The sequence below is a fragment of the Roseivivax sp. GX 12232 genome, from assembly GCF_021272185.1.
In the GTDB taxonomy this organism is placed as follows: domain Bacteria; phylum Pseudomonadota; class Alphaproteobacteria; order Rhodobacterales; family Rhodobacteraceae; genus Roseivivax.
In genome coordinates this window covers 133073-154054 of record NZ_JAJSEC010000004.1, presented here as the reverse complement: position 1 = coordinate 154054, position 20982 = coordinate 133073, and the positions used below count along the sequence as shown (strand labels likewise).

The following is a 20982-nucleotide window of genomic DNA, read 5'->3' as shown; positions in this document are numbered from 1 at the left end:
GTCATTCGGGAAAATCGCCCGCCGCCTGCCATTGCGTAACGGCGCCGGCGCGATTCTCGCGGGCCGGGGCGGGCGGGGTGGTTGTGTACAACTCGCACAAATTCCGCGCAGACCCCCGGATTGACCCGCATGAAATTCGGGCCTTAGCTGGATTTCGACATCAGATGTCGCTTTTCGAACGGCCCGGATGTACACAATCGGGCAGGACACTGAGGTCAGTCGCAATTCTGCAGGAGGGCGCGCCGATGGTGTTTCACCGTTTTACCAAGGACCTGCCGTTCTCCGAGGCCGAGTATAATCGCCGCCTCGACAAGACCCGCAAGGCCATGGACCGCGCCGGCGTCGATCTGCTCTTTGTCACCGACCCTTCGAACATCGGATGGCTCTCGAGCTACGACGGCTGGTCCTTCTACGTGCACCAGGGCCTCCTGGTCTTTCCCGACGCCGACCCGATCTGGTGGGGCCGCAACCAGGACGCCAACGGCGCGGTGCGCACCGTCTGGATGGGCGACGACCGGGTGATCGGCTACGCCGACAACTACGTGCAGTCGACCGAGCGCCATCCGATGCAGGACCTCGCCAGCCGGATCATCGGCATGGGGCTCGGCAAGGCGCGGATCGGGGTCGAGCTCGACAATTACTACTACTCGGCCAAGGCGCATCAGACGCTCATGGAAGAGCTGCCCGAGGCGACGCTGATCGACGCCACCGGGCTGGTGAACTGGCAGCGCACGGTGAAAAGCGAGGAAGAGCTGATCTTCATGCGCCGCGCGGCGATGATCTCCGAGAAGATCGTCGACGGCCTGCTGGAACGGGTCGAGCCGGGCGTGCGCAAGAACGAGGTGGTGGCCGAGGTTTACCGCGACGCGATCAACGGGGTCGGCGACTTCTGGGGCGATTACGCGGCACTGGTGCCGCTCCTGCCCTCGGGCTCCAATGCCGCCGCGCCGCATCTGACCTGGGACGGCGAGCCCTTCCGCGAAGGCGAGGCCACCTTCTTCGAGATCGCCGGCTGTTACCGCCGCTACCACGCGCCCTTCTGCCGGACGATCTTCCTGGGCGAGCCCTCGGACATCTTCAAACGCGCCGAGGCGGCGCTGGTCGAGGGGCTGGAGGCCGGGCTCGAGGCCGCCCGCGCCGGCAACCGCGCCTGCGACATCGCCAATGCGCTGGCCGCGCCGCTCGAAAGCGCCGGCATCGAGCGCGGCGCGCGCTGCGGCTACCCGATCGGCCTGAGCTATCCGCCCGACTGGGGCGAGCGCACCATCTCCCTGCGCTCCGAGGACGAGACCGTGCTGGAGCCCGGCATGACCTTCCACTTCATGCCCGGCCTCTGGATGTCCGACTGGGGCCTCGAGATCACCGAATCGATCCTCATCAAGGAGGACGGCCCGGCCGAGACCTTCTGCAACCGCCCCCGCAAGATGTATGTGAAATCATGAGTGACCTCTGGACCACCGAGACCCTGCTGGCCGACCTGATCGCGCATCCGACGGTCTCGTCCGAGCCGAACCGGGCGCTGATCGACTTCATGGCCAACCTCCTCGAGGACGCCGGCGCGCGGGTCGAGGTCTTCGCCGACCCCGGCGGCGGCAAGGCCAACCTCTTCGCCACGCTCGGGCCCGAGCGTTCGGGCGGGGTGGTGCTCTCGGGCCATTCCGACGTGGTGCCGGTGACCGATCAGAACTGGACCACCGACCCCTTCCGCATGTCGGCCTGGGAGGATGCGCTATATGGCCGCGGCGCCTGCGACATGAAGGGGTTCATCGCCGCGAGCCTCGCCATGGCGCGGCATTACGCCGAGCTGCGGCTGCGCCGCCCGGTGCATTTCTGCTTCACCCACGACGAGGAAGTCGGCTGCCTCGGCGCCCAGGCGCTGGTGCCCGAGCTCGAGGCCCGCGCGGTCAAACCCGCCATGGCCATCGTCGGCGAGCCGACCGAGATGCGCCTGATCGAGGGCCACAAGGGCTGCTGCGAATACACCGCGACCTTTACCGGGCTCGAGGGCCACGGCTCGGCCCCGGACCTGGGCGTGAACGCGGTCTCCTACGCGGTGCTCTACGTCACGCGGCTCCTGCTGCTGGCCGACCGGCTGAAGTCCGGCGCACCCGAGGGCTCGCGCTTCGATCCGCCCTGGTCGACCATCAACATCGGCAAGCTCGCCGGCGGGCACGCGCATAACGTCATCCCCGGCTTCGCCGAGGTGCAATGGGAGATGCGCCCGGTGCAGCCCGCCGATGCCCGCTACGTGAAGGACAACATCCGCGCCTATGTCGAGGAGGAGCTGCTGCCGCAGATGCGCGCGGTGCATCCCGACGCCGACGTGGTGACCGAGGTGATCGGCGAGGTGACCGGCCTCGAGCCCCTGCCCGAGAACGCCGCCCGCGACCTGGTGGCCAAGCTGACCGGGGCCAACGGCGCGGATCTCGTGCCCTTCAACACCGAAGCCGGGCTATTGCAGGATCTGGGCATGTCGGTGGTGGTCTGCGGGCCGGGCTCCATCGCCCAGGCGCACAAGCCGGATGAATTCGTCAGCAGGGACCAGCTGTCGCAATGTCTCGACATGCTCAGGGGGCTGGGCGCGCAGCTGGCGGCCTGAGGGATGCGGATGAGCCCATGAGCGAGGTCGAGACACGGCACCACCGGCTCTACGACGCGCTCCGGGCGCGGATCTGCCTGCTCGACTATCCGCCGGGCACCAAGCTCGGCGAAGAGGCGCTGGCCGCGGAGTTCGGGGTCTCGCGCACGCCGGTCCGCCGGGTGCTGGCGCGGCTCTCTGACGAAGGGCTGGTCGAGACCCGGCACGGCATCGGCACCATCGTCACCGACGTCGAGCCCGCCGAGCTGGCCCATGTCTACGCGCTGCGCATGGAGCTGGCCGAGCTGGTGGGCCGGCTGTCGCCCTGCCCGCCCGAGCCCGAGATGCTGGAGCGCATCCGCGCCATGCTGACCCGCGCCGAGGCCCTGGCCCGCAACCCCGAGGCCCGCGCCTTCGCCGAGCTGAACGCCGCCTTCTTCGACGAGAGCCTGGCGCTGACCGGGAACACCCCGCTCGCCGAGACCGCCGAGCGGCTCTATTTCCAGACCGCCCGGATCTGGCTCGCGCGGATCGGCGCGCTGGACCTGTCGCGGGAATGCGAGAGCTTCGTCGCCGAGATCCGCGAGACGCTGGCGGCGCTCGAGGCCGGCGACGTCATGGCCGCCGCGCTGGTGCGCCGCGCGCATGTCTCGATGAGCTTCACGCGGTTGAAGGGGGCCGAGGGGGCGGCGGAGGCAGCGGGCGGCTAGAGGCGCTGTGGCGCGGGCGGAAGTCGTCGATTGGATTAAGGCGGGCGGGACGGACAGTCTGTCGGTGGGCTTGGAACCGCCCGAGCGCCAAAAGCGCAACACCGTCTCACTCAACCGCGACCGCCTAAAAACACCCCAGGCGCCCGGTACGCGCCGCAGGCGCAGGGCGCGCGACGGACCGGCCCGGCGGTCCGGCGCTCCGTCACCGGCGCGCGCCGCCCATCTGTTGGAGGCATGCGACCACGATAAAGCGCCGCCGCTCAAACCGGGCAGCGCCGGCCCCCGGTCCGCCGCGCGCCTTGGCCCCGCTTATCCGAGGGGGAGGTGTCGGGGTGGCAGCGCCAAGGCGCCCGCCCCCAGCCAGCGTCAGCCCAGCCCGTTGGGATACCACTCGCCCATGCGGACCTCGCTGCTCTCCACCAGTTCGGCGAAGGCCTCGGGGTCCTGCGTGCCGCCGTCGCGGCCGCGGTAGTGGTAGGGATAGACCACCGCCGGCTGGAAGGCGTTCACGCCCTCGGCGGCGGCCTCGGCGCCCATGGTGAAGGGCAGGTTCATGCAGACGAAGGCCACGTCGATGTTCTCGAGCGCGCGCATCTCGTCGGTCACCTCGGTATCCCCCGAGATATACATCCGGAAGCCGTCCCAATCGAGGACATAGCCGTTGTCGCGGCCCTCGGGGTGGAAGTTCATCCGCTCCTCGGTGGTGTTATGCGCGGGCACCGCCGAGATCGCGATGCCCAGCATCTCGCCGCTGTCGCCATTGGCCATGGAGGTCGCCTTGGCGGCCAGCTCCTCGGGCAGCATGTCGAAGACCGCGGGGTTGGCGACGATCTGGGTGCCCTCGCCAACCAGCGCCGAGAGCGTCTCGGCGTTGTAATGGTCGCCGTGCTCATGGGTGATCAGCACGAGGTCGGGGGCGGGGAAATCGCCGTAGCGCTCGGCGTCGCCCACGGTGTCGACATAGATCACCCCCGAGGGCGTCTCGAGCACGAAGGAGGCATGTTCCACCGGGTGCACGGTGATCGCACCGGCCTCGGTCTCGAAGGTGTTGGACATATGCGCGGCGGCCATGGCGGCGAAGGGCATGACGGCGGTGCCCGCCGCGCCGGCGGCGGCGGTGACAAGGAATCTGCGGCGGCTCTGGGTCATGGATCGTTTCTCCTGGGCGATCAATTGCGGGATCTCTCCTCGTTCCGGCAGGTAGCCCGTGACCCAGCCGCTTCAATTCCCCTCACGACCCGCCGGCCACAGTGCCACGGCGTTTGTCTTTTGTTTCCATAATGAGCCATAATATCACCAAAATTCGCGCCTAGTTCACGCTCACTGCGGCCCCGAGTGGCCGAAGGCGGGTGATGAGTCATCTCGGGTAAGCCATGCTGGAATTCGAGAACGTCAGTAAGTCCTTCTGGACCGGGTCGCACCACAAGGTGATCCTGAACCAGGCCTCGTTCCGCGTGGAAATGGGCGAGAGCATCGGCATTCTCGCCCCGAACGGCACCGGCAAGACGACGCTGGTGAACATGATGGCCGGGCTCGAGAAACCCGACGAGGGCGCGATCCGCCGTGAGGGCCGGATCTCCTTCCCGCTGGGCTACATGGGCGGCGTGGTGAACCGGATCTCGGCCGCCGAGAACGCCCGCTTCATCGCCAAGATCTACGGCCTCGATCCCGATTACACCGAGGCGTTTTCGCGCTGGGTCTGCGGGCTCGGGGAATATTACGACCAGCCGCTCGGCACCTATTCCTCGGGGATGAAGGCGCGCTTCACGTTTTCGCTGCTTCTCGCGCTGGATTTCGACATGTATCTCATTGACGAGGGGATGCCGAATTCCACCGATGTGGAATTCAACAAGAAGGCGGGGGATCTTCTGGCCGAACGGTTGCAGCGCTCGACCTTGGTGATCGTCTCGCACCAGCCCGCGCTGCTGGAGAAATTCGCCCGGAAGGCAGGGGTCCTGATGAACGGGCACCTGCATATGTTCGACACTCTGGAAGAGGCCAAGCGGCTGTATGACTACGAAACCCAAGGCTAAGAAGTTTCGCATCCGTCGCAGCGACAGCGCGGGGTCCGGCGAGGGCGCCGCGCCCGGCTCCGCGTCTTCGTCCGCGTCTTCTTCGTCGGGCGCCGCCTCACGCAGCGCCTCGACCCCCGCCGAGGCCCCCTCTCCCGAACAGCGCCGCCTGCGCGCCGTGGCCGAGGAACAGCGCAGCGCCGCCGAGGCCGCCGCCTCGGGCGGTACGGCGGGCTCGGCTGCGGGCTCGGGCGCGACGCCCGGCGGCAGCGCCGGCAGCGGACCCCGCGCGGGAGAGGTCTCGAGCGCCGCCCAGGTCGCCGGCGAAACCGACATCCAGAAGATCCGCCAGGAAGGGCTGACCGGCCGGCAGCTCCGCATGGCCCGGCGCATGGCGCAGAAACACGGGCTGGCGCCGACCTCGGATTTCGACGCGGTGCGGCTTCTGCGGTCGAAGGGCATCGACCCCTTCCAGCGCGCCAATATGCTCGAGCTGGTCGTCGGCCGCGACGAGGGCGAGGGCCAGACCACCGGCGCCGCCGGTGTGCCCGCCCGGGCCAACCCGGTCGATCCGGCCACCACCGGCGACGGGGTGAAGCTGCCCCAGACCATCCAGATGAAGAAGCCGCAGGTGCCCTCGACCCAGACCATGAGCCCGGCCGAGCGCCGCGCCATCGAGGTCGCCAAGGTGCAGAAGGACCTCGCGCGCCGCCGCCGCCGCCGCTTCGGGCTGCTCCTGGCGCGGCTGGCCTTCTTCGTGATGATGCCCACCGCCATCGCGGGCTATTACTTCTACGCCGTGGCGACGCCGATGTATGCCACCAACTCCGAGTTCCTGATCCTCAAGAACGACGGCGGCGGAGGCGGCGGCGGCATGGGCGGGCTGTTCTCGGGCACACAGTTTGCCACCAACCAGGACGCCATCGCGGTGCAGTCCTACCTGTCCTCCAAGGACGCCATGCTGCGGCTCGACAAGGACGTGGGCTTCCTGTCGCATTTCTCGCAGGACGAGATCGACCCGATCCAGCGGCTCGAGCCCAACGCCTCGATCGAGGACACCTACAAGGTCTACCAGCGCAACGTCGAGATCGGCTACGACCCGACCGAGGGCGTGATCCGCATGGAGGTCCGCGCCGCCGATCCGATGACCGCCACCAGCTATTCCGAGGCGCTGATCGACTACGCCGAGGAGCGGGTCGACAACCTCACCCAGCGCAAGCGCGAGAACGCCGTGCTCGACGCCGAGGAGGGGCTGGCCGAGGCCGAGGCCCAGCGCGTCGAGGCCCAGGAACGGCTGGTGCGGCTCCAGCAGGAGAACGCGCTGCTCGACCCCGAGGCGAAGATCGCCGCGCTGCGCGGGCAGATCAACAACATCGAGGTGCAGCTCCAGGAGAAGGAGCTGCAGCGCCAGGCGCTGCTCGACAACGCCCGCCCGAACCAGAGCCGCGTCGAAGGCGTGGAGGGCGACATCCGGCGCCTGAACAACCTGCTCGACACGCTGAACCAGCGCATGACCACCGAGGTCTCGGGCGAAGACAGCTTGGCCGAGGTGGCGATCCAGACGCAGCTCGCGCAGGCCGACCTCGCGACCCGCGACCTGATGCTGCAATCGGCGATGGAACGGCTCGAAAGCGCCCGCCGCGAGGCCGACAGCCAGGCGCGCTACCTGACCACCTCGGTGCTGCCGGTGCCCTCGGAGGATCCGAGCTACCCGCGCAGCTTCGAGAACACGATCCTGGCCTTCCTGGTCTTCGCGGGGATCTACCTGATGATCTCGCTGACCGCCTCGATCCTGCGCGAACAGGTGTCGAGCTAGGGGGATTGGGCGCGTGGGGGCCTCTCTTGGGGCTCTCGGTGCTCCGGGGATCGGTGCGGGGCCTTGGTGCTCCGCGGGTCGGCGTGGGGACTCGGCGCCCCGGCGGTCGGTGCGGCGCCTCGGCGCTTCTAGCGGGGTGCGGCATGGTCCGGGGCCGACCTTGGCCGCCGCACACCCGGCGAAGGCCCCCGGCACGCCCAGTGCCCTCGACCTCCCGCCGCTCACCTGCCCTAGTTGTTGCCCTCCACCCGGAGCCTAAAGGTTGTCCTCCACCCGGAAGCCTTCGGGGATCGCGTCGCGGCCCTCGAGCACCAGGTCGGCCATGACCGCCCCGGACTTGGGCGCCATGCCGAAGCCGATCTTGAAACCGCCGTTGGCGATGAAATGCCCCGGCCGGTCAGGCCAGGGCCCGAGCATCGGCGCGCGGCTCTTGGCCCGCGGGCGCACCCCGGCCCAGCGGGCGATGACCTTGGCGCCCGAGAGCGCCGGCACCGCCGCAAGCGCGCGCGGCAGGAGCGCCTCGGCGGCCGCGTCGGGCTGGTCGGGCAGGTCGAACTCGCGCTCGGTGGTCGAGCCGATGGCCGTGGTGCCGTTGCGATGCGGCACGATGTGCAGCCCGTCGGCAAAAAGCTGCGGCGCCTCGGGGGCGGCGCGGTCGAGCAAGAGCGCCTGCCCCTTGATCCCGGTGCCGACGCGCTTGCCCAGCGCCTCGCTCAAGGCGCCGAGCCCCTGCCAGCCGGTGGCCCAGATCACCGCCCCCTCGGGCGCGGCCTCGGGCAGGACCGGGCAGCCGCGCGCGGCAAGCGCCGCGACCAGCGCGGCGCAGGCCTCGGCGGGATGGATGCGGGCGCTGAGCGTGTCGTGGATGAGGTATCCGGTGGGGCTTTCCGGCGCGAAGTCGCCCGCTGCCTCGGAAGAGATCACCTCCCAGCGCGCGCGGCCCTGCCAGAGCGCCTCGGCACCCGCGCCCCGCTCCCGCGCGCGCTCGATCGCCGGGGCATCGGGCAGGGGCTGCAGCCGGCCGCTCCGACGATAGCCCGGATCGCGCCCGCCCGCGGCCTGCACCTCGGCCCAGAACACCTCGGCCATCAGCAGGCTCTCGAGCTGGAAGGCCTTCTTGGGATTCCAGTTCTCGGGCACATGCGGCGCCAGCGCGCCGACGATGCCGCCCGAGGCGCCCGCCGCGGGCCCGGCGGGATCGACCACGGCGACCCGCGCCCCGCGCGTGACCAGCGCCCAGGCCAGGCTCAGCCCGAAGATCCCCGCGCCCATGATGGTGGCGTCCCTTGTCATTCCGAAGTCCCCGTCGCAGTCTCGCGCCGCTCAGCTAACCGAGGCCCCGGGACATGCACAAGACGGCCCTCCTGGACTGGCGCGACGGCCGCGTGCCGGTCTCCACCCGATTCGACGACCCGTATTTCTCGATCGAGGACGGGCTGGCCGAGACGCGCCACGTCTTCCTCGCGGGCAACGGGCTGCCCGGGCGCTTCCGCGACGGCTTCCATATCGCGGAACTGGGCTTCGGCAGCGGGCTGAACCTCCTGGCCGCGCTTGCGGCCTGGCGGGCCTCGGGTGCGGCCGGGCGGCTGCGTTTCACCACCTTCGAGGCCTTCCCCATGGCCGCCGAGGACATGATCCGCGCCCAGGCCGCCTTTCCCGAGCTGGCCGCCATCGCCGAGGAGCTGGCGCCCTTCTGGCGCGCGGGCGAGACCGCCTTCACGACGCGGGATCTCGCGTTCACCCAGGTGACCGGCGACGCCCGCGAGACCCTGCCCGCCTGGGACCAGCGCGCCGATGCCTGGTTCCTCGACGGCTTCTCGCCGGCCAAGAACCCGGAGCTTTGGGATCCCGCGCTTCTGGCCCAGGTGGCCGCCCATACGACCCCGGGCGGCAGCGCCGCCACCTATTCGGCGGCGGGCGCGGTCCGCCGCGCGCTGGCCGAGGCCGGCTTCACCGTGACCCGCAGCCCCGGCTACGGGCGCAAGCGCCATATGACCACCGCGCGGAAGGACGACGCATGACCCAGAACGACACGCGGCGGGGCGTCATGCTGATGGTGGTGACGACCTTCGTCTTCGCCATGCAGGACGGCATCTCGCGGCACCTGGCCGAGACCTACAACGTCTACATGGTCATCATGATCCGCTACTGGTTCTTCGCCGCCTTCGTGATCGGGCTGGCGCGGGTGCAGGCGGGCTCGATCCGGGTGGCGGCACGCAGCGCCCAGCCCTTGGTGCAGATCTTCCGCAGCGCGCTCCTGGCGCTCGAGGTCCTGGTGATGGTGCAGGGCTTCGTCTACCTCGGGCTGGTGGAGAGCCACGCGGTCTTCGCCGTCTACCCGCTGCTGATCGCGCTCATGGCCGGGCCGGTCCTGGGCGAATACGTCGGCTGGCGCCGGGCGCTGGCCATCGCGGTGGGCTTCGTGGGCGTGCTGATCATCCTGCAGCCCTCGGGCGGGGTCTTCTCGCCCTATGCGGCGATCCCGCTGCTCGCCGCCTTCATGTTCGCGCTCTACGGGCTATTGAACCGCTATGTCGCCCGGCGCGACAGCGCGGCGACCACCTTCTTCTGGACCGGCGTGGTCGGCGCGGTGGTCACCACCGCGCTCGGGATCTGGCGCTGGGAGCCGATGAGCGGCACCGACTGGGCCTGGATGGGCTGCCTCTGCCTGACGGCCTCCTTCGCGCATTGGACGCTGATCAAGGCCTATGAGGCCGCCGAGGCCAGCGCGGTGCAGCCCTTCGCCTACCTGCAGCTGCCCTTCGCCTCGGCGCTGGGGATCTTCGTCTTCGGAGAGACGCTGCGGACCAATGTCGCGATCGGCGCGGCGATCATCGTGGGCGCGGGGCTCTTCACGCTGGCCCGGGCGCGGAAGGCGTCGGGGTGAGGGGTTTGGCGTAAGTCACCCACGCCCCCTCTTGCGCCCGAACAGCATCGAAGATGCCGGGCGCGCGCCGGACCGGCCCCTTGGGCCGGCGCTCCTTGGGATGGCGCGCGTAGCTCACAGTGAGCAATGACCTTGCCGGGATAAAGCGCCCCGCCCAGAGGGCAGCAGCGCCGGCCCCCGGTCCGGCGCGCCCCCTCTGTTGCAAGGGGTGAGAGGGTGGCGGGGGCGCGTCCCGCGCTTCGGGGATGATGCCGGATGGGTCGCGCGTTTGCGCCGTTCGCGTGGGCCCACAATCAGCGCAAAGCCGACCGCCCCCTACGCCCTCCGACCCCAAAGCCGAACCGCCTCCCTTACGACCCCGACCCCAGCGTCGCGCCCGCAAGCTCCTCGGAAAACGGCACCGGATGCGGATCGCGGCCAAGCCGGGCGCGGTAGACCGGCAGGCTCTCGGCCACGCGCATCACGTAGTTCCGGGTCTCGGCAAAGGGGATGTGCTCGATCCAGTCGATCACGTCCATCTCCCCCGCCCGCGGGTCGCCGCGCTCGCGCATCCAGCGCTCGGGGCGCGAGGGCCCGGCGTTGTAACCCGCCGAGACCATCACGACATTGCCGTCGAAGGTCTCGACCAGGTCCGCGAGATAGGCCGCGCCCAGTCGGGCGTTGTAGACCGGATCGGCGGTCAGCCCGGCGCGGGAATAATTGAGACCGAGCCAGCCCGAGACCTCCTCGGCGGTGCCCGGCATGAGCTGCATCAACCCGCGTGCCCCGGCGCCCGAGACCACCACCGGGTCGAACTCCGATTCGCGCCGGGCGATGGCCAGGACCAGCTCGGTCGGCACCGGGTGGTCGACCTCGGCCAGGGGATGCAGCGGGTAATAGGGCCCGTAGACCTCGTGCCCGGCCTGGGCGGCGCGCTTGCCCAGCATCACCTGGATATGCGGACGGTCAAGCTCGGCCAGCATGTCGCCCATCGAGCCGATCGCCTCGCGGTCGAGCCGTTCGGCCAGATGCGTCAGGAAGCGCTCGGCCAGCCAGTCCTCGCCCGCCGCCATGAGCAGCATCGCCGCGTCATAGACCGAGGTCTCGGTCCAGGAGGCACCGCGCCAGTCGGGAAACTCCTCCTGCCCGTCGAGCCGGGGCTCGGGCGGCAGGCCCGCGCGTTCGGCGGCCAGGAGGCCGTAGAAGCTGGTCTGATACTGCGCACCGAAGGCATAGGCGTCATCCGCGCCGGTGACATCGCCGGCCGCCTCGCGGGCGCGGCCCAGCCAGTAGCCCGCCCGGCCGAGCGAGATCGGCGTGTCCACCGCGCCGCGGAAGGCGGTGAAATGCCGGCTCGCGGCCTCGGGGTCGTCGAGGAAGGTCAGCGCGATATAGCCCGCGAGCCATTCGAGCTGGGCGAAATCGCTGCCACCCAAAAGGTGATGCGAGGAGGCGATCTCATAGGCCTCGCGGTGAGCGCCGTCATACATCCGGGTGCGGGCGAAGGTCTCGCGGCGGTCGGCCCAGGCGGCGGGCTCGCCCAGGTCGACGGCGCTGTCGGAGCGCTCGAGCAGCATGGCGATGGCATCGGCGTCCCGGCCCTTGCGGGCGCGCCAGACGAATCGCGCATGAGCAAGGCCCGGGTCGTCCTGCAGCGCCGCGGGCACCTTCTCGATCAGCGCATCGACCCCCGGCGCGCCGTCGTAAAGCGCGATCCGCGCCTCGGCGAGCGCACGCTGGCCCTGCTCCACCATGGGCAGAAGGCGGCTCGCGTTGATCGTCCAGCCCTGCCAGAGCGCCATGTCGAGCCGCGCGGCGTTATGCGGCTTCAGAAGCTCGGCGTGGTTCACGGTGAAGGCCGCGTGCTCCTCGTCGGACATCGAGAGCGTGCGCCAGGCCAGGACGATCTCGGCGTCCGCCGCGCCACCCTCGCCGAAATGGCGGTAGGCGCGCGACAGCGACAGCGCCCCGGCGCCGGTCTGGGGACGCTGATCGGCAAAGAAATCCCGGACATCCTCGTGGCTTGCCGCGGTGATCGCCTCTTCGCTCTTTTCGCGCAGGTAAGGCATGCCCGGCCAGTCGGCGTTGCGGGCCACGAAGTCGCGGACCTGGGCGGCATCGCCCTGGCCGTCGCGCAGGTAATGCCAAAGCACCACGTCCACCGCCGCCTGGCCGTCGGCCCGCGCCTCGATCATCGCGGCGGCCCAGTTGCCGTCGCGCAGAAGGCCCATGGCCCGCTCCAGCGCCTCCTGGGCGCGGGCATCGAGGGGCAGTGAGAGAAAGCAGAAGGCCGCGCAGGCCGTCACGATCCGTCCGAGCATCGTCTTGCAATTTCCGCGCTGAGACACGATAGACACGCTCCGAGGATATGGCCCGCGACAGCACTCGCAACTCACTTTCGCGGGATTTCGCCTGCCTCGCCGAATTGGGCCCGGAGCCCGCATCGAAACGAAAGGAGCGTGTCATGTTCAAGGGGTCTATGGTTGCCCTCGTCACGCCGTTCAAGGACGGCGCGGTGGATTTCGACACGCTGAAACGCCTGGTCGACTGGCACGTCGAGCAGGGCACCGACGCGCTGGTGCCGGTCGGCACCACCGGCGAGAGCCCGACGCTCAGCCACGAGGAACACGAGGCCGTGGTCGAGACGGTGGTGACCCAATCCGCGGGCCGGCTGCCGGTGATCGCGGGCGCGGGGTCGAACAACACCGTCGAGGCGCTGCGTTTCATGCGCCATGCCCAGGAGGTCGGCGCCGATGCCGCGCTGGTGGTCACGCCCTATTACAACAAGCCCACGCAGGCCGGGCTCTATGCGCATTTCAAGATGCTGCACGACGAGACCGACCTGCCGATCATCATCTACAACATCCCCGGCCGCTCGGCGGTGGACATGTCGGCGGTGACCATGGGCGAGCTGGCCAAGCTGCCGCGCATCGTCGGCGTGAAGGATGCCACCGCGGATCTCGCGCGGGTCTGCGCCCAGCGGATCACCTGCGGGCCGGACTTCCTGCAGATCTCGGGCGAGGATGCGACCGCGCATGGGTTCAACGCCCAGGGCGGCGTCGGCTGCATCTCGGTCACGGCCAATGTCGCGCCGAAAATCTGCGCCGAGCTGCAGGACGCCTGCGCCGCCGGCGATTACGCCCATGCGCTGCAGCTGCAGGACCGGCTGATGCCGCTGCACCACGCGATCTTCACCGAGCCGGGGCTCTGCGGGGCGAAATACGCCATGAAGCAGCTCGGCCTCTGCGACGACGAGGTGCGCGCGCCGCTGGTGCCGATCACGCCCGAGACCCGCGCCAAGGTGGATCACGCGCTGCGCTTCGCGGGGCTCTTGAACTGATCCCGCGACAGGCGACGGTCTGAAAAGGAAAACCCGCGCCAGGCTGCCCCGGCGCGGGTTTTTCATGTCTGGACTGCGGCCCTACTGGGTGACCGTGGCTTCCAGCCCCTCGGGCTCGCCGACCACCACGAAATAGAGTTCTTCGGGCTTCAGAAGCCTTCCCGCCACGCGGCGGATGTCCTCCAGGGTGACCGCCTCGACCTTGTCGTTGCGGGTCTCGACGTAATCCGCCGAGAGCCCCTGCATCTGCATCCCCACGAGGATGTCCGCAATCGGCCCGTTGCCGTCGAAGCGCAGCGGATAAGCGCCGGTCAGATAGGTCTGGGCGGCCTCCAGTTCTTCGGCGGTCACGCCCTCTTCGGCCATGCGGCGCCATTCGTCGCGGATGACCGAGATCGCCTCGGCGATGCGGTCATTGGAGGAGGAGACGCGCCCCATCATCAGCTCGGCGTGGTTCTTGTCGGCGAGGTAGGAATAGACGCCGTAGGTCAGCCCGCGCTTTTCCCGCACCTCGGTCATCAGCCGGGCCTCGAAGCCGCCGCCGCCGAGGATCTGGTTCATCACGAAGGCCGCGAAGAAATCCGGGTCATCGCGGTCGATGCCGCTGTGCCCGAAAAGCGCGACCGACTGCGGCGTGGCGAAGGATACGACCTCGGTCTTGCCCTCGGTCTGCACGGTGATGTCCTCGGGCAGCGCCGGGCCTTCCTTCGGCAGATCGGCGAAGAGCCGGTCGATCAGCGCGCCCAGCTCCTCGGCCGAGATATCGCCCGCCGCGCCGATGAAGGCGCGCTCGGTGGCCAGCGCCGCGTCGCGGGCGGCAAAGAGATCCTCGCGGGTGATCCCGGCCAGGCTCTCGGGCGTGCCCTCGATCGAGGAGCCATAGGGATGCTCGCCGAAGACCTGCCTGGAGAAGGTCTCGCCGGCGATCACGTCGGGGTCGGTCTTGTCGGACTGGATCGAGGCCAGGACCTGCGCCTTGACCCGTTCGATGGCGTCCTCGTCGAAGCGCGGATCAACCAGGCTCTTGCGCAGAAGCGCCACCGCCTCGTCCATGTTCTCGGTCAGGAAGCGCGCCGAGACGGAGAGCGAATCATCGCCCACGTCGTAGGAGAAGCGCGCCGCCAACCCTTCCTGGGCGGCGGTGAAGGCGCGCGCGTCCATCTCGCCCGCGCCCTCTTCGAGAAGGCCGGTCATCAGGTTGATCGCGCCGCGCTTGCCCTCGGGATCGAGCGAGGCGCCACCTTCGAAGCGCAGCTCCAGCGAGACGAAGGGGATCGAGGGTTCCTCGACCAGCCAGGCTGCGTGGCCGGCCTCGCTCGTCACCTCCTGGATGTCGACCGCCGCCGAGGCGATGCCCGCCCAGAGGCAGGCTGTGGCGGTCAGAATGGCCCGGATCATTGCGTCACCTCGCTGTCACCTTCCGCCGCGGCGGCGGGCTCTTCAGGGGCAACCAGGTAGCCGGTCACCGAGCGGCGTTTGTCGAAGATCGCGCGGGCGGCCTCGAGGATCTCGGCCTCGCCCACCGATTGCAGGAGGCCCGGCCAGGCGCGCACGTCCTCGACCGTCAGCCCCGAGGCCAGCGCCGCGCCGTAGCGCCGCGCGATGCCGTTGGAATTGTCGAGCTCGTAGATCTGGCTGGCCTTGAGCTGGAACTTGATGCGTTCGAGCTGCTCGGCATCGACGCCCTCTTCGAGGAATCGCGCGATGCTGGCGTCCATGGCGGCCTCGGCCTCGTCGAGGCTCACGCCGTCGCGGGGCACCACGATCAGACCGAAGCTGGTGTCGTCGTAGGAGGTGCCCGAGTAGAAGGCCGAGCTGTAGACGGCGATCTGCTCGTCGAACTGCAGGTCGCGGGTCAGCACCGAGGTCTGCCCGCCGCCCAGCACCTCGGCCAGGAGCGTCAGCGCCGCCGCGCGCTCCTGCGCGCCGGGGTCGCGTTCGGGCGCGAGGTAGCTGCGGATCACATAGGGCTGCGAGACCCGCGGATCGGCATAGGTCAGCCGGCGCGGGGCGTTCTGCGGCGGCTCCTGCGGGCGCTCGCGGGGGCCAAGCTCGGGGTTGGCGGGCAGCGGGCCGTAGTTTTCCTCGGCCAGGCTGCGGACCTCGTCGGGGGTCACATCGCCCGCGACCACCAGGATCGCGTTGTTCGGCGCGTAGAAGCGGTCGTAGAAGGCCAGCGCATCGTCCAGCGTGAGGTTCTCCGCCTCGTGCTTCCAGCCGATGATCGGCGTGCCGTAGGGGTGGTTGAGGAACTGCGCGGCGTTGCGCTCCTCGGAGAACAGCGCCGAGGGGTTGTTCTCGACCCGCTGGTTGCGCTCTTCGATGATCACGTCGCGCTCGGTCAGGATGTCCTCCTGGTCGAGCTGCAGATTGACCATGCGGTCGGCTTCCATCTGCATCATCAGGCCAAGCCGGTCGGCGGCGACGCGCTGGAAATAGCCGGTGTAATCGTAGCTGGTGAAGGCGTTGTCGTCGCCGCCGTTGGCCGCGACGGTTTCCGAGAACTCGCCGGGCTCCAGCGTCTCGGTGCCCTTGAACAACAGATGCTCAAGAAAATGTGCAACGCCCGAGACACCGGGCTGCTCGTCGGCCGCGCCGGCGCGATACCAGACCATATGGGTGACCACCGGGGCGCGGTGATCCTCGACCACGACCACATCCATGCCGTTGTCCAGCGTGAAGGTGGTGACCGCGTCGTCGATGGTCTGGGCCTGTCCGGGCAACGCCCAAAGGGCGGCCGCCACGCAGAGCGCCGCGAATGATCTCATGTCCTGGCCTCCTCGGATCGACATTGGGGCAAGCTACGGCCTTCCCCGGCGAGATCAATGAAACTTGCGGAAATGTAATCGCCCGTGTCCGGGTCAGCTCCCGTCGGGACGGGCCGAGGGCGTGGCCACGTCGCTGCCCGGCCGCCGCACGCGGTCCAGCCAGAGGTAGGGGTCCAGGCTCTGGGCGCTGTAGGCACGGTTGTATTCGTTGTCCGGCACCAGCCGCCAGTTGAACAGGCTCTTGCGGGCGCGGAAGGCCGCGTCCTCCTGGGCCAGGGTCTGGCGGATGCCGTCCGAGCGGCCGAAGCGGCTTGCGGCATTGACCAGCGCGGCCTCGGAGCCCGGCACGCTGCCGGCGCTCAGCGCGGCGGGATTGCCGCCCAGCGCCGCCACGGCGTCGCCCAGGGGCTGCTGGTCGGCGCGGTTCGCCCCGCCCGGCGTCGGCGCGGGCAGCTCGGCGAAATTCGCCGGGCTTTCCAGCGGCCGGTTCGGCACGATGTCGAACTCCTCGGGGCTGCCGGAGCTGTCGTTGAGATTGCGCAGGGTCCCGTCTCCGCACGCAGCCAGCGTCAGAGCGGTGAACAGCATTGCGAAATGCGCGCGGCGCATGGACCACCTCCGTCTCACTCGCCCCTGATTAGCCCAAGAGGAGGGCAAGGTCACGAGCCGTTTTTCCCACTGCTCCCGGAGCCGCCGTCTTCCGCGCTCTTGGCGTCCTCGCCCTGCCCCGAGAAGAGCACGAGCCCGATGGCGCCCGCGAAGATCGCGATGTCGGCGACGTTGAAGGCGAAGGGATTGTCGATGCCGCAGCAGGACATGTTCAGGAAGTCCGCGACCGCCCCGTAGAGGATGCGGTCGATCACATTGCCGACCGCGCCGCCGATCAGAAGCCCCGCCGAGACGAATCCCAGCCGCCCCGGCGGGTCGCGCCGGAGCCAGCCCAGCACCAGGAGCACGATGCCCACCGCCACGGCGATCAGCACCCAGCGCGTGGCGTCGCGTTCGCCCGACAGGAGCCCGAAGTTGATGCCGTAGTTCCAGGCCATGCGGAACTGCAGGAACGGCGGGAAGACCGCGATCTCGCCCTTCTGCGCCAGGCTCATCACGTGCACGACCAGCCATTTCGACAGCTGGTCGAGGATCAGCGTCAGCGTCGCCACGAGTCCCAGGAGTTTCATCGCGCCTGCCTCCGTGCTTTCCGGCTCAATGCCGGAAGTGCCGCATGCCGGTGAAGACCATGGCGAGCCCGGCCTCGTCGGCGGCCTCGATGACCTTGTCGTCGCGCATCGAGCCGCCGGGCTGGATCACCGCGGTCGCGCCCGCCTCGGCGGCGCTCAGAAGGCCGTCGGGGAAGGGGAAGAAGGCGTCCGAGGCCACCACGGAGCCTTGCGTCAACGGCGCCGAGAGGCCCAGCGCCTCGGCCATGTCCTGGCTCTTGCGCGCGGCGATGCGGGTCGAATCGACCCGGCTCATCTGGCCCGCGCCGACGCCCACGGTGGCGCCGTCCTTGACGTAGACGATGGCGTTGGACTTCACGTGCTTGGCGACCTGCCAGGCAAAGAGCATGTCGCGCATCTCGTCGGCGGTGGGCTGGCGCTTGGTCACGCATTTCAGCTCCCATTCGCCGAGGCGGCCGTTGTCGCGGTCCTGTACGAGGAAGCCGCCGGCGACCTGCCGCAGGGTGAGGCCCACGGCCTCGGGGTCCGACAGCCCGTCGGTGGTCAGGAGCCGCAGGTTCTTCTTGGCCGCGAAGACCTCGCGGGCGGCCTCGTCGGCGCCGGGAGCGATCACCACCTCGGTGAAGATCTCGGCGATGGCGCGGGCGGTCTCGCCGTCGAGCGGCTGGTTCAGCGCCACGATGCCGCCGAAGGCCGAGGTCCGGTCGCAGTCGAAGGCGCGGGCATAGGCGTCCTTCAGGCTGGCGCCGCGGGCCACGCCGCAGGGGTTGGCGTGCTTGATGATCGCGCAGGCCGGGCCGTCCTCGGGGGCGAACTCGCTGACCAGCTCGAAGGCCGCGTCGGTGTCGTTGATGTTGTTGTAGGACAGCTCCTTGCCCTGGTGCTGGCGGGCGGTGGCCACGCCGCTGGCCGCGCTGCCGTCGGTGTAGAAGGCCGCCGACTGGTGCGGGTTCTCGCCGTAGCGCAGGGTCTGGGCGAGCTTGCCCGCGACCACGCGGCGGCGCGGCGCGCTTTCGCCGAGCGCCTGCGCCATCCAGCCCGAGACGGCGGCGTCATAGGCCCCGGTGCGCGCATAGGCGGTCAGCGCCAGCCGCTGGCGGAAGGCATAGGAGGTCTGCCCGCCATTGGCTTCCAGCTCCTCGAGCAGGGCGGGGTAATCCTCGGTGTCGACGACGACATTGACGAAGCCGTGGTTCTTGGCCGCCGCGCGGATCATCGCCGGGCCGCCGATGTCGATGTTCTCGATCGCCTCGGCGTAATCGGCGCCTTTCGCCACGGTCTCCTCGAAGGGGTAGAGGTTCACCACCAAAAGGTCGATCGCGGCGATGCCGTGTTCCTCCATGGCGTCGGTGTGGCTGGCCTCGTCGCGCAGCGCCAGGAGCCCGCCGTGCACCGCCGGGTGCAGCGTCTTGACCCGGCCGTCCATCATCTCGGGGAAGCCGGTCAGCTCGGAGACGTCGCGCACCGTCAGCCCGGCCTCGCGCATCGCCCTGGCCGTGCCGCCGGTCGAGACCAGCTCGACCCCGCGCGCGTCCAGCGCCTGGGCCAGCTCGATCAGGCCGGTCTTGTCGGAAACGGAAAGCAGCGCGCGGCGGACGGGATGAAGATCGGTCATGAGGAGTCCTGGTTTGGATCGGTCGATGCGTCGTCCTCATCGTCGCGCACCAGGTCGCGGATGGCGGTTGCCGTCTCCTGCGCCTTGGCCAGCGACCAGCGGACGCGGGTCGCATACTCCATCGCGCGGCCGGATAAAACGATCTGTTGCGCCCCACGCGGCCTGAGACGGCCTTTTTCCAGGTAGACCGAGGGATCGAGCGACATCTCGGCGCTGCCGTCGTGGCGGAAGATCCAGATTTCGCCCGAGCGCAGCGCCATGGAGACTGCCGTGCCGCCGAGGTCGACCTCGGCGTCGACCTCGGGGTGCAGGTGGAAGCGGATCTGGAAGGGCAGCCCGGCCAGCGAGACCGCGTCCATGCGCCGGTCGAAAAGCGCCTTGTGGGCGGGCTCGATGGCAAAAAGCATGTCCTCGCCCGCCAGCGCCCGCCCGTCGAAGGTCAGCTCCAGCGTCCTGGCATGGGTCAGCCCGTGGGTCGCGACATAGCCGTCGTGGCCGGCCTGGACGCTCAGCCCGTCCGGCGCGCGGCTGATCTCGGCGGGGACCTCGCGCGGCAGGTCGGTCAGCCTTTCGCGCTGTGCCGCGCCGATCTGTCCCGGCGCGCCCAGCCGGGCCGAGGAATAGCCGTCGAGACAAAGCGCCGAATGCGAGGGCGTCGCACGGCCCGCCTTGCGCCAGGCATCGCCGAAGACCGCGCCCGAGCCGCAGTTGACCACCAGCGGGCGCCGTCCCGAGGTCAGCTCGAACGCCAGTGTCGAGGCATGGGCGTTGAGCGAGGCCCTCCCGCCGGGCGGCGGCGCGGCGTCGAGGATCAGGCTGGTGCGCCCCGCCGAGAGCCGCGCGAAGCCCATGGCCAGCCCCTCGGGCCGCCGCTTGCGGCTGCCGCTCGAGGCCAGCGCCTGGTCGAGCCGCCCTTCTAGCCCGCGCCCGCCACCGTGGAAGCGCGCGAGCCCGCCGTCGGCATGGCGCAGCGCCCGGAGCGTCGGCGCGATGCGGTCGATGGCGGCGGCGATCTCGGGACCGGCGCGGCGGTCGGCCTCGTAGAGCGCGCTCTGCGCCCAGGTCAGCAGGGTCAGCACCTCGAGCAGCTCCTCGGGGCTGCGGGTGGCGATGCCGCCCTGCGCATCGACCTGGGTGTCGCATTCCCTGGCAAGTGCGGCGCGGGCGGTTTCGGCCTCGGCCTCCATGCCCTCGATCGAGAGCCCGGCGTAAAGAAACCCCGTCAGCGCCTCGATCCGCGCGAGGCCGGGGCCGGTCGCCCGCCAGCGCCGCGACAGGAAGCGCGCCTGGGCCGAGAGCATCCGGTAGAAGGCGGCGCTTTGCTCGGGCGTGCGCCCCGAAAGAAGGAAGAGCGCGTGGTGCACCAGCCGAATGATCCGCCGCCCGGCGAGGTCCGGCGTCCAGCCCGGCCCGCTGCCGCGCCCGTAGCGCGCCTGCCAGCCCCAGACCCAGTCCTGCGCCGCGCGCCGCGCCTTGGCGTCGCCCACCGCGGCGAGATCGTCGAGCCAGCCGAAGCCGTGCAATTCCTCGGAGAAGGCCGCGTCAGGCGCACGCAGGTCCCAGGGCAGATGGCCCGGCGCCTCGACGAGGTGGCCCGCGAACAACAGGTTGCCGGCGGCGAGCTGCCGCCCGCGCGCCAGGCTGCCCACGGTGCGCGGCTCGGGCCGCGAGACGAAGCCCGCCGCCCCCCGGGCGCCCGCCGCCCGCCGCGCGTGGTATCGGTTGAGAAGGCTCGTGGCCCGGGTTCTCCAAGGCCCTAGCATCGACATGGTCCTGCCCCTCGCGGCCGTTCCGGCGCATCGTTGGGACAGTGATACTTGCGCGGAGAGGGCAAGTCACCCGGGAAAGGGGTGGGGATGGGGGGTGGTGCGTGGGTGGGGTTTTGGTGGTGCGGGGTTGGGCGAAAGCTTGCGTCGTGAATGGGGCGCAGTGGGTGCTCCCGTGCGGTCGATGCAGGAAAGTGAGTGGCGGAGATGGCCTGTGCACGCGCTGGCATAGCGCGCCACCTGCCCCCGAAGCGCCCCTCCTTGCGCCCGAATAGCATCAAAGATGCCGGGCGCGCGCCGGACCGGCCCCTTGGGCCGGCGCTCCTTGGGGTG

The 20982-nt window shown here is 69.9% G+C and carries 17 protein-coding genes; 8 read left to right on the top strand and 9 right to left on the bottom strand.

The annotated features are described in order from the left end of the window. Positions 1–245 precede the first annotated feature (245 nt). The 3 genes from LR948_RS09085 to LR948_RS09075 are packed head-to-tail and all read left to right on the top strand — an operon-like array spanning position 246 to position 3288. Positions 246–1442 (top strand): M24 family metallopeptidase, encoded by a 1197-nt coding sequence (locus tag LR948_RS09085; RefSeq protein ID WP_232753690.1) that lies wholly within the window; start codon positions 246–248, stop codon positions 1440–1442. Next, on the top strand, positions 1439–2599 hold the full coding sequence (gene argE, locus LR948_RS09080; protein WP_232753689.1) for an acetylornithine deacetylase: 1161 nt from the start codon (positions 1439–1441) through the stop codon (positions 2597–2599). Before LR948_RS09085 ends, argE begins: the two co-directional genes overlap by 4 nt. Positions 2600–2616: 17 nt before the next feature. After that, the gene (locus tag LR948_RS09075) at positions 2617–3288 is read left to right on the top strand and encodes a GntR family transcriptional regulator (RefSeq protein WP_232753688.1); all 672 of its coding nucleotides are present in this window, start codon (positions 2617–2619) and stop codon (positions 3286–3288) included. Positions 3289–3654: 366 nt separating this feature from the next. Here LR948_RS09075 and LR948_RS09070 read toward each other — a convergent pair whose 3' ends face one another. After that, the gene (locus LR948_RS09070; protein ID WP_232753687.1) at positions 3655–4437 is read right to left on the bottom strand and encodes an MBL fold metallo-hydrolase; all 783 of its coding nucleotides are present in this window, start codon (positions 4435–4437) and stop codon (positions 3655–3657) included. A 224-nt stretch (positions 4438–4661) separates the two neighbouring features. Here LR948_RS09070 and LR948_RS09065 point away from each other — a divergent pair, with 224 nt between their 5' ends. Both LR948_RS09065 and LR948_RS09060 read left to right on the top strand, forming a co-directional pair. Further along, positions 4662–5321 carry an ABC transporter ATP-binding protein gene (locus LR948_RS09065; protein WP_232753686.1) on the top strand — a complete coding sequence of 220 codons (660 nt, stop codon included), beginning with the start codon at positions 4662–4664 and terminating at the stop codon, positions 5319–5321. Continuing rightward, positions 5299–7116 carry a capsule biosynthesis protein gene (locus LR948_RS09060; protein ID WP_232753685.1) on the top strand — a complete coding sequence of 606 codons (1818 nt, stop codon included), beginning with the start codon at positions 5299–5301 and terminating at the stop codon, positions 7114–7116. Before LR948_RS09065 ends, LR948_RS09060 begins: the two co-directional genes overlap by 23 nt. A gap of 255 nt (positions 7117–7371) precedes the next feature. Here the strand turns inward: LR948_RS09060 and LR948_RS09055 are convergent, their stop codons facing one another. Then, positions 7372–8409: an FAD-binding oxidoreductase gene (locus LR948_RS09055; protein ID WP_232753684.1), complete on the bottom strand. Its 1038-nt coding sequence runs from the start codon at positions 8407–8409 to the stop codon at positions 7372–7374. Between the two features lie 53 nt (positions 8410–8462). On the opposite strand from LR948_RS09055, the gene mnmD reads away from it, so the two are divergent. Further along, complete coding sequence (gene mnmD / locus LR948_RS09050; RefSeq protein WP_232753683.1) at positions 8463–9137, top strand: tRNA (5-methylaminomethyl-2-thiouridine)(34)-methyltransferase MnmD; 675 nt, start codon at positions 8463–8465, stop codon at positions 9135–9137. Further along, positions 9134–10003: a DMT family transporter gene (locus LR948_RS09045; protein WP_232753682.1), complete on the top strand. Its 870-nt coding sequence runs from the start codon at positions 9134–9136 to the stop codon at positions 10001–10003. The genes mnmD and LR948_RS09045 overlap by 4 nt, the downstream gene beginning before the upstream one ends. Positions 10004–10353: 350 nt before the next feature. Here LR948_RS09045 and LR948_RS09040 read toward each other — a convergent pair whose 3' ends face one another. Beyond that, positions 10354–12303: a lytic transglycosylase domain-containing protein gene (locus LR948_RS09040; protein ID WP_232753681.1), complete on the bottom strand. Its 1950-nt coding sequence runs from the start codon at positions 12301–12303 to the stop codon at positions 10354–10356. A 143-nt stretch (positions 12304–12446) separates the two neighbouring features. Between LR948_RS09040 and dapA the strand changes: the two genes are divergently transcribed. After that, positions 12447–13322 carry a 4-hydroxy-tetrahydrodipicolinate synthase gene (dapA, locus tag LR948_RS09035; protein WP_232753680.1) on the top strand — a complete coding sequence of 292 codons (876 nt, stop codon included), beginning with the start codon at positions 12447–12449 and terminating at the stop codon, positions 13320–13322. An 81-nt stretch (positions 13323–13403) separates the two neighbouring features. Here the strand turns inward: dapA and LR948_RS09030 are convergent, their stop codons facing one another. The 6 genes from LR948_RS09030 to LR948_RS09005 all read right to left on the bottom strand — a co-directional run bounded on the left by LR948_RS09030 (position 13404) and on the right by LR948_RS09005 (position 20652). Next, positions 13404–14720, bottom strand: coding sequence for a pitrilysin family protein (locus LR948_RS09030; RefSeq protein ID WP_232753679.1), 1317 nt, complete (start codon positions 14718–14720; stop codon positions 13404–13406). Beyond that, entirely contained in the window at positions 14717–16090 is a 1374-nt protein-coding gene (locus LR948_RS09025) for a pitrilysin family protein (RefSeq protein ID WP_232753678.1), read from the bottom strand. The genes LR948_RS09030 and LR948_RS09025 overlap by 4 nt, the downstream gene beginning before the upstream one ends. A gap of 93 nt (positions 16091–16183) precedes the next feature. After that, entirely contained in the window at positions 16184–16699 is a 516-nt protein-coding gene (locus tag LR948_RS09020; RefSeq protein WP_232753677.1) for a DUF3035 domain-containing protein, read from the bottom strand. A gap of 50 nt (positions 16700–16749) precedes the next feature. Then, positions 16750–17268, bottom strand: a complete 519-nt coding sequence (gene lspA, locus LR948_RS09015; RefSeq protein WP_232753676.1) for a signal peptidase II — start codon at positions 17266–17268, stop codon at positions 16750–16752. A gap of 25 nt (positions 17269–17293) precedes the next feature. Beyond that, positions 17294–18883, bottom strand: a complete 1590-nt coding sequence (purH, locus tag LR948_RS09010; RefSeq protein ID WP_232753675.1) for a bifunctional phosphoribosylaminoimidazolecarboxamide formyltransferase/IMP cyclohydrolase — start codon at positions 18881–18883, stop codon at positions 17294–17296. After that, positions 18880–20652 (bottom strand): heparinase II/III family protein, encoded by a 1773-nt coding sequence (locus LR948_RS09005; RefSeq protein WP_232753674.1) that lies wholly within the window; start codon positions 20650–20652, stop codon positions 18880–18882. Before LR948_RS09005 ends, purH begins: the two co-directional genes overlap by 4 nt. Between the last annotated feature and the right edge of the window lie 330 nt (positions 20653–20982).

Bases quoted from the DNA above. Each gene is read 5' to 3' on its own strand.
- LR948_RS09055 (WP_232753684.1), bottom strand. From the start codon at position 8,409: ATGACAAGGGACGCCACCATCATGGGCGCGGGGATCTTCGGGCTGAGC.
- LR948_RS09075 (WP_232753688.1), top strand. From the start codon at position 2,617: ATGAGCGAGGTCGAGACACGGCACCACCGGCTCTACGACGCGCTCCGG.
- LR948_RS09030 (WP_232753679.1), bottom strand. From the start codon at position 14,720: ATGATCCGGGCCATTCTGACCGCCACAGCCTGCCTCTGGGCGGGCATC.
- LR948_RS09070 (WP_232753687.1), bottom strand. From the start codon at position 4,437: ATGACCCAGAGCCGCCGCAGATTCCTTGTCACCGCCGCCGCCGGCGCG.
- LR948_RS09020 (WP_232753677.1), bottom strand. From the start codon at position 16,699: ATGCGCCGCGCGCATTTCGCAATGCTGTTCACCGCTCTGACGCTGGCT.
- LR948_RS09040 (WP_232753681.1), bottom strand. From the start codon at position 12,303: ATGCTCGGACGGATCGTGACGGCCTGCGCGGCCTTCTGCTTTCTCTCA.
- LR948_RS09060 (WP_232753685.1), top strand. From the start codon at position 5,299: ATGACTACGAAACCCAAGGCTAAGAAGTTTCGCATCCGTCGCAGCGAC.
- LR948_RS09025 (WP_232753678.1), bottom strand. From the start codon at position 16,090: ATGAGATCATTCGCGGCGCTCTGCGTGGCGGCCGCCCTTTGGGCGTTG.
- dapA (WP_232753680.1), top strand. From the start codon at position 12,447: ATGTTCAAGGGGTCTATGGTTGCCCTCGTCACGCCGTTCAAGGACGGC.
- LR948_RS09065 (WP_232753686.1), top strand. From the start codon at position 4,662: ATGCTGGAATTCGAGAACGTCAGTAAGTCCTTCTGGACCGGGTCGCAC.
- lspA (WP_232753676.1), bottom strand. From the start codon at position 17,268: ATGAAACTCCTGGGACTCGTGGCGACGCTGACGCTGATCCTCGACCAG.
- purH (WP_232753675.1), bottom strand. From the start codon at position 18,883: ATGACCGATCTTCATCCCGTCCGCCGCGCGCTGCTTTCCGTTTCCGAC.
- argE (WP_232753689.1), top strand. From the start codon at position 1,439: ATGAGTGACCTCTGGACCACCGAGACCCTGCTGGCCGACCTGATCGCG.
- LR948_RS09045 (WP_232753682.1), top strand. From the start codon at position 9,134: ATGACCCAGAACGACACGCGGCGGGGCGTCATGCTGATGGTGGTGACG.
- mnmD (WP_232753683.1), top strand. From the start codon at position 8,463: ATGCACAAGACGGCCCTCCTGGACTGGCGCGACGGCCGCGTGCCGGTC.
- LR948_RS09085 (WP_232753690.1), top strand. From the start codon at position 246: ATGGTGTTTCACCGTTTTACCAAGGACCTGCCGTTCTCCGAGGCCGAG.
- LR948_RS09005 (WP_232753674.1), bottom strand. From the start codon at position 20,652: ATGTCGATGCTAGGGCCTTGGAGAACCCGGGCCACGAGCCTTCTCAAC.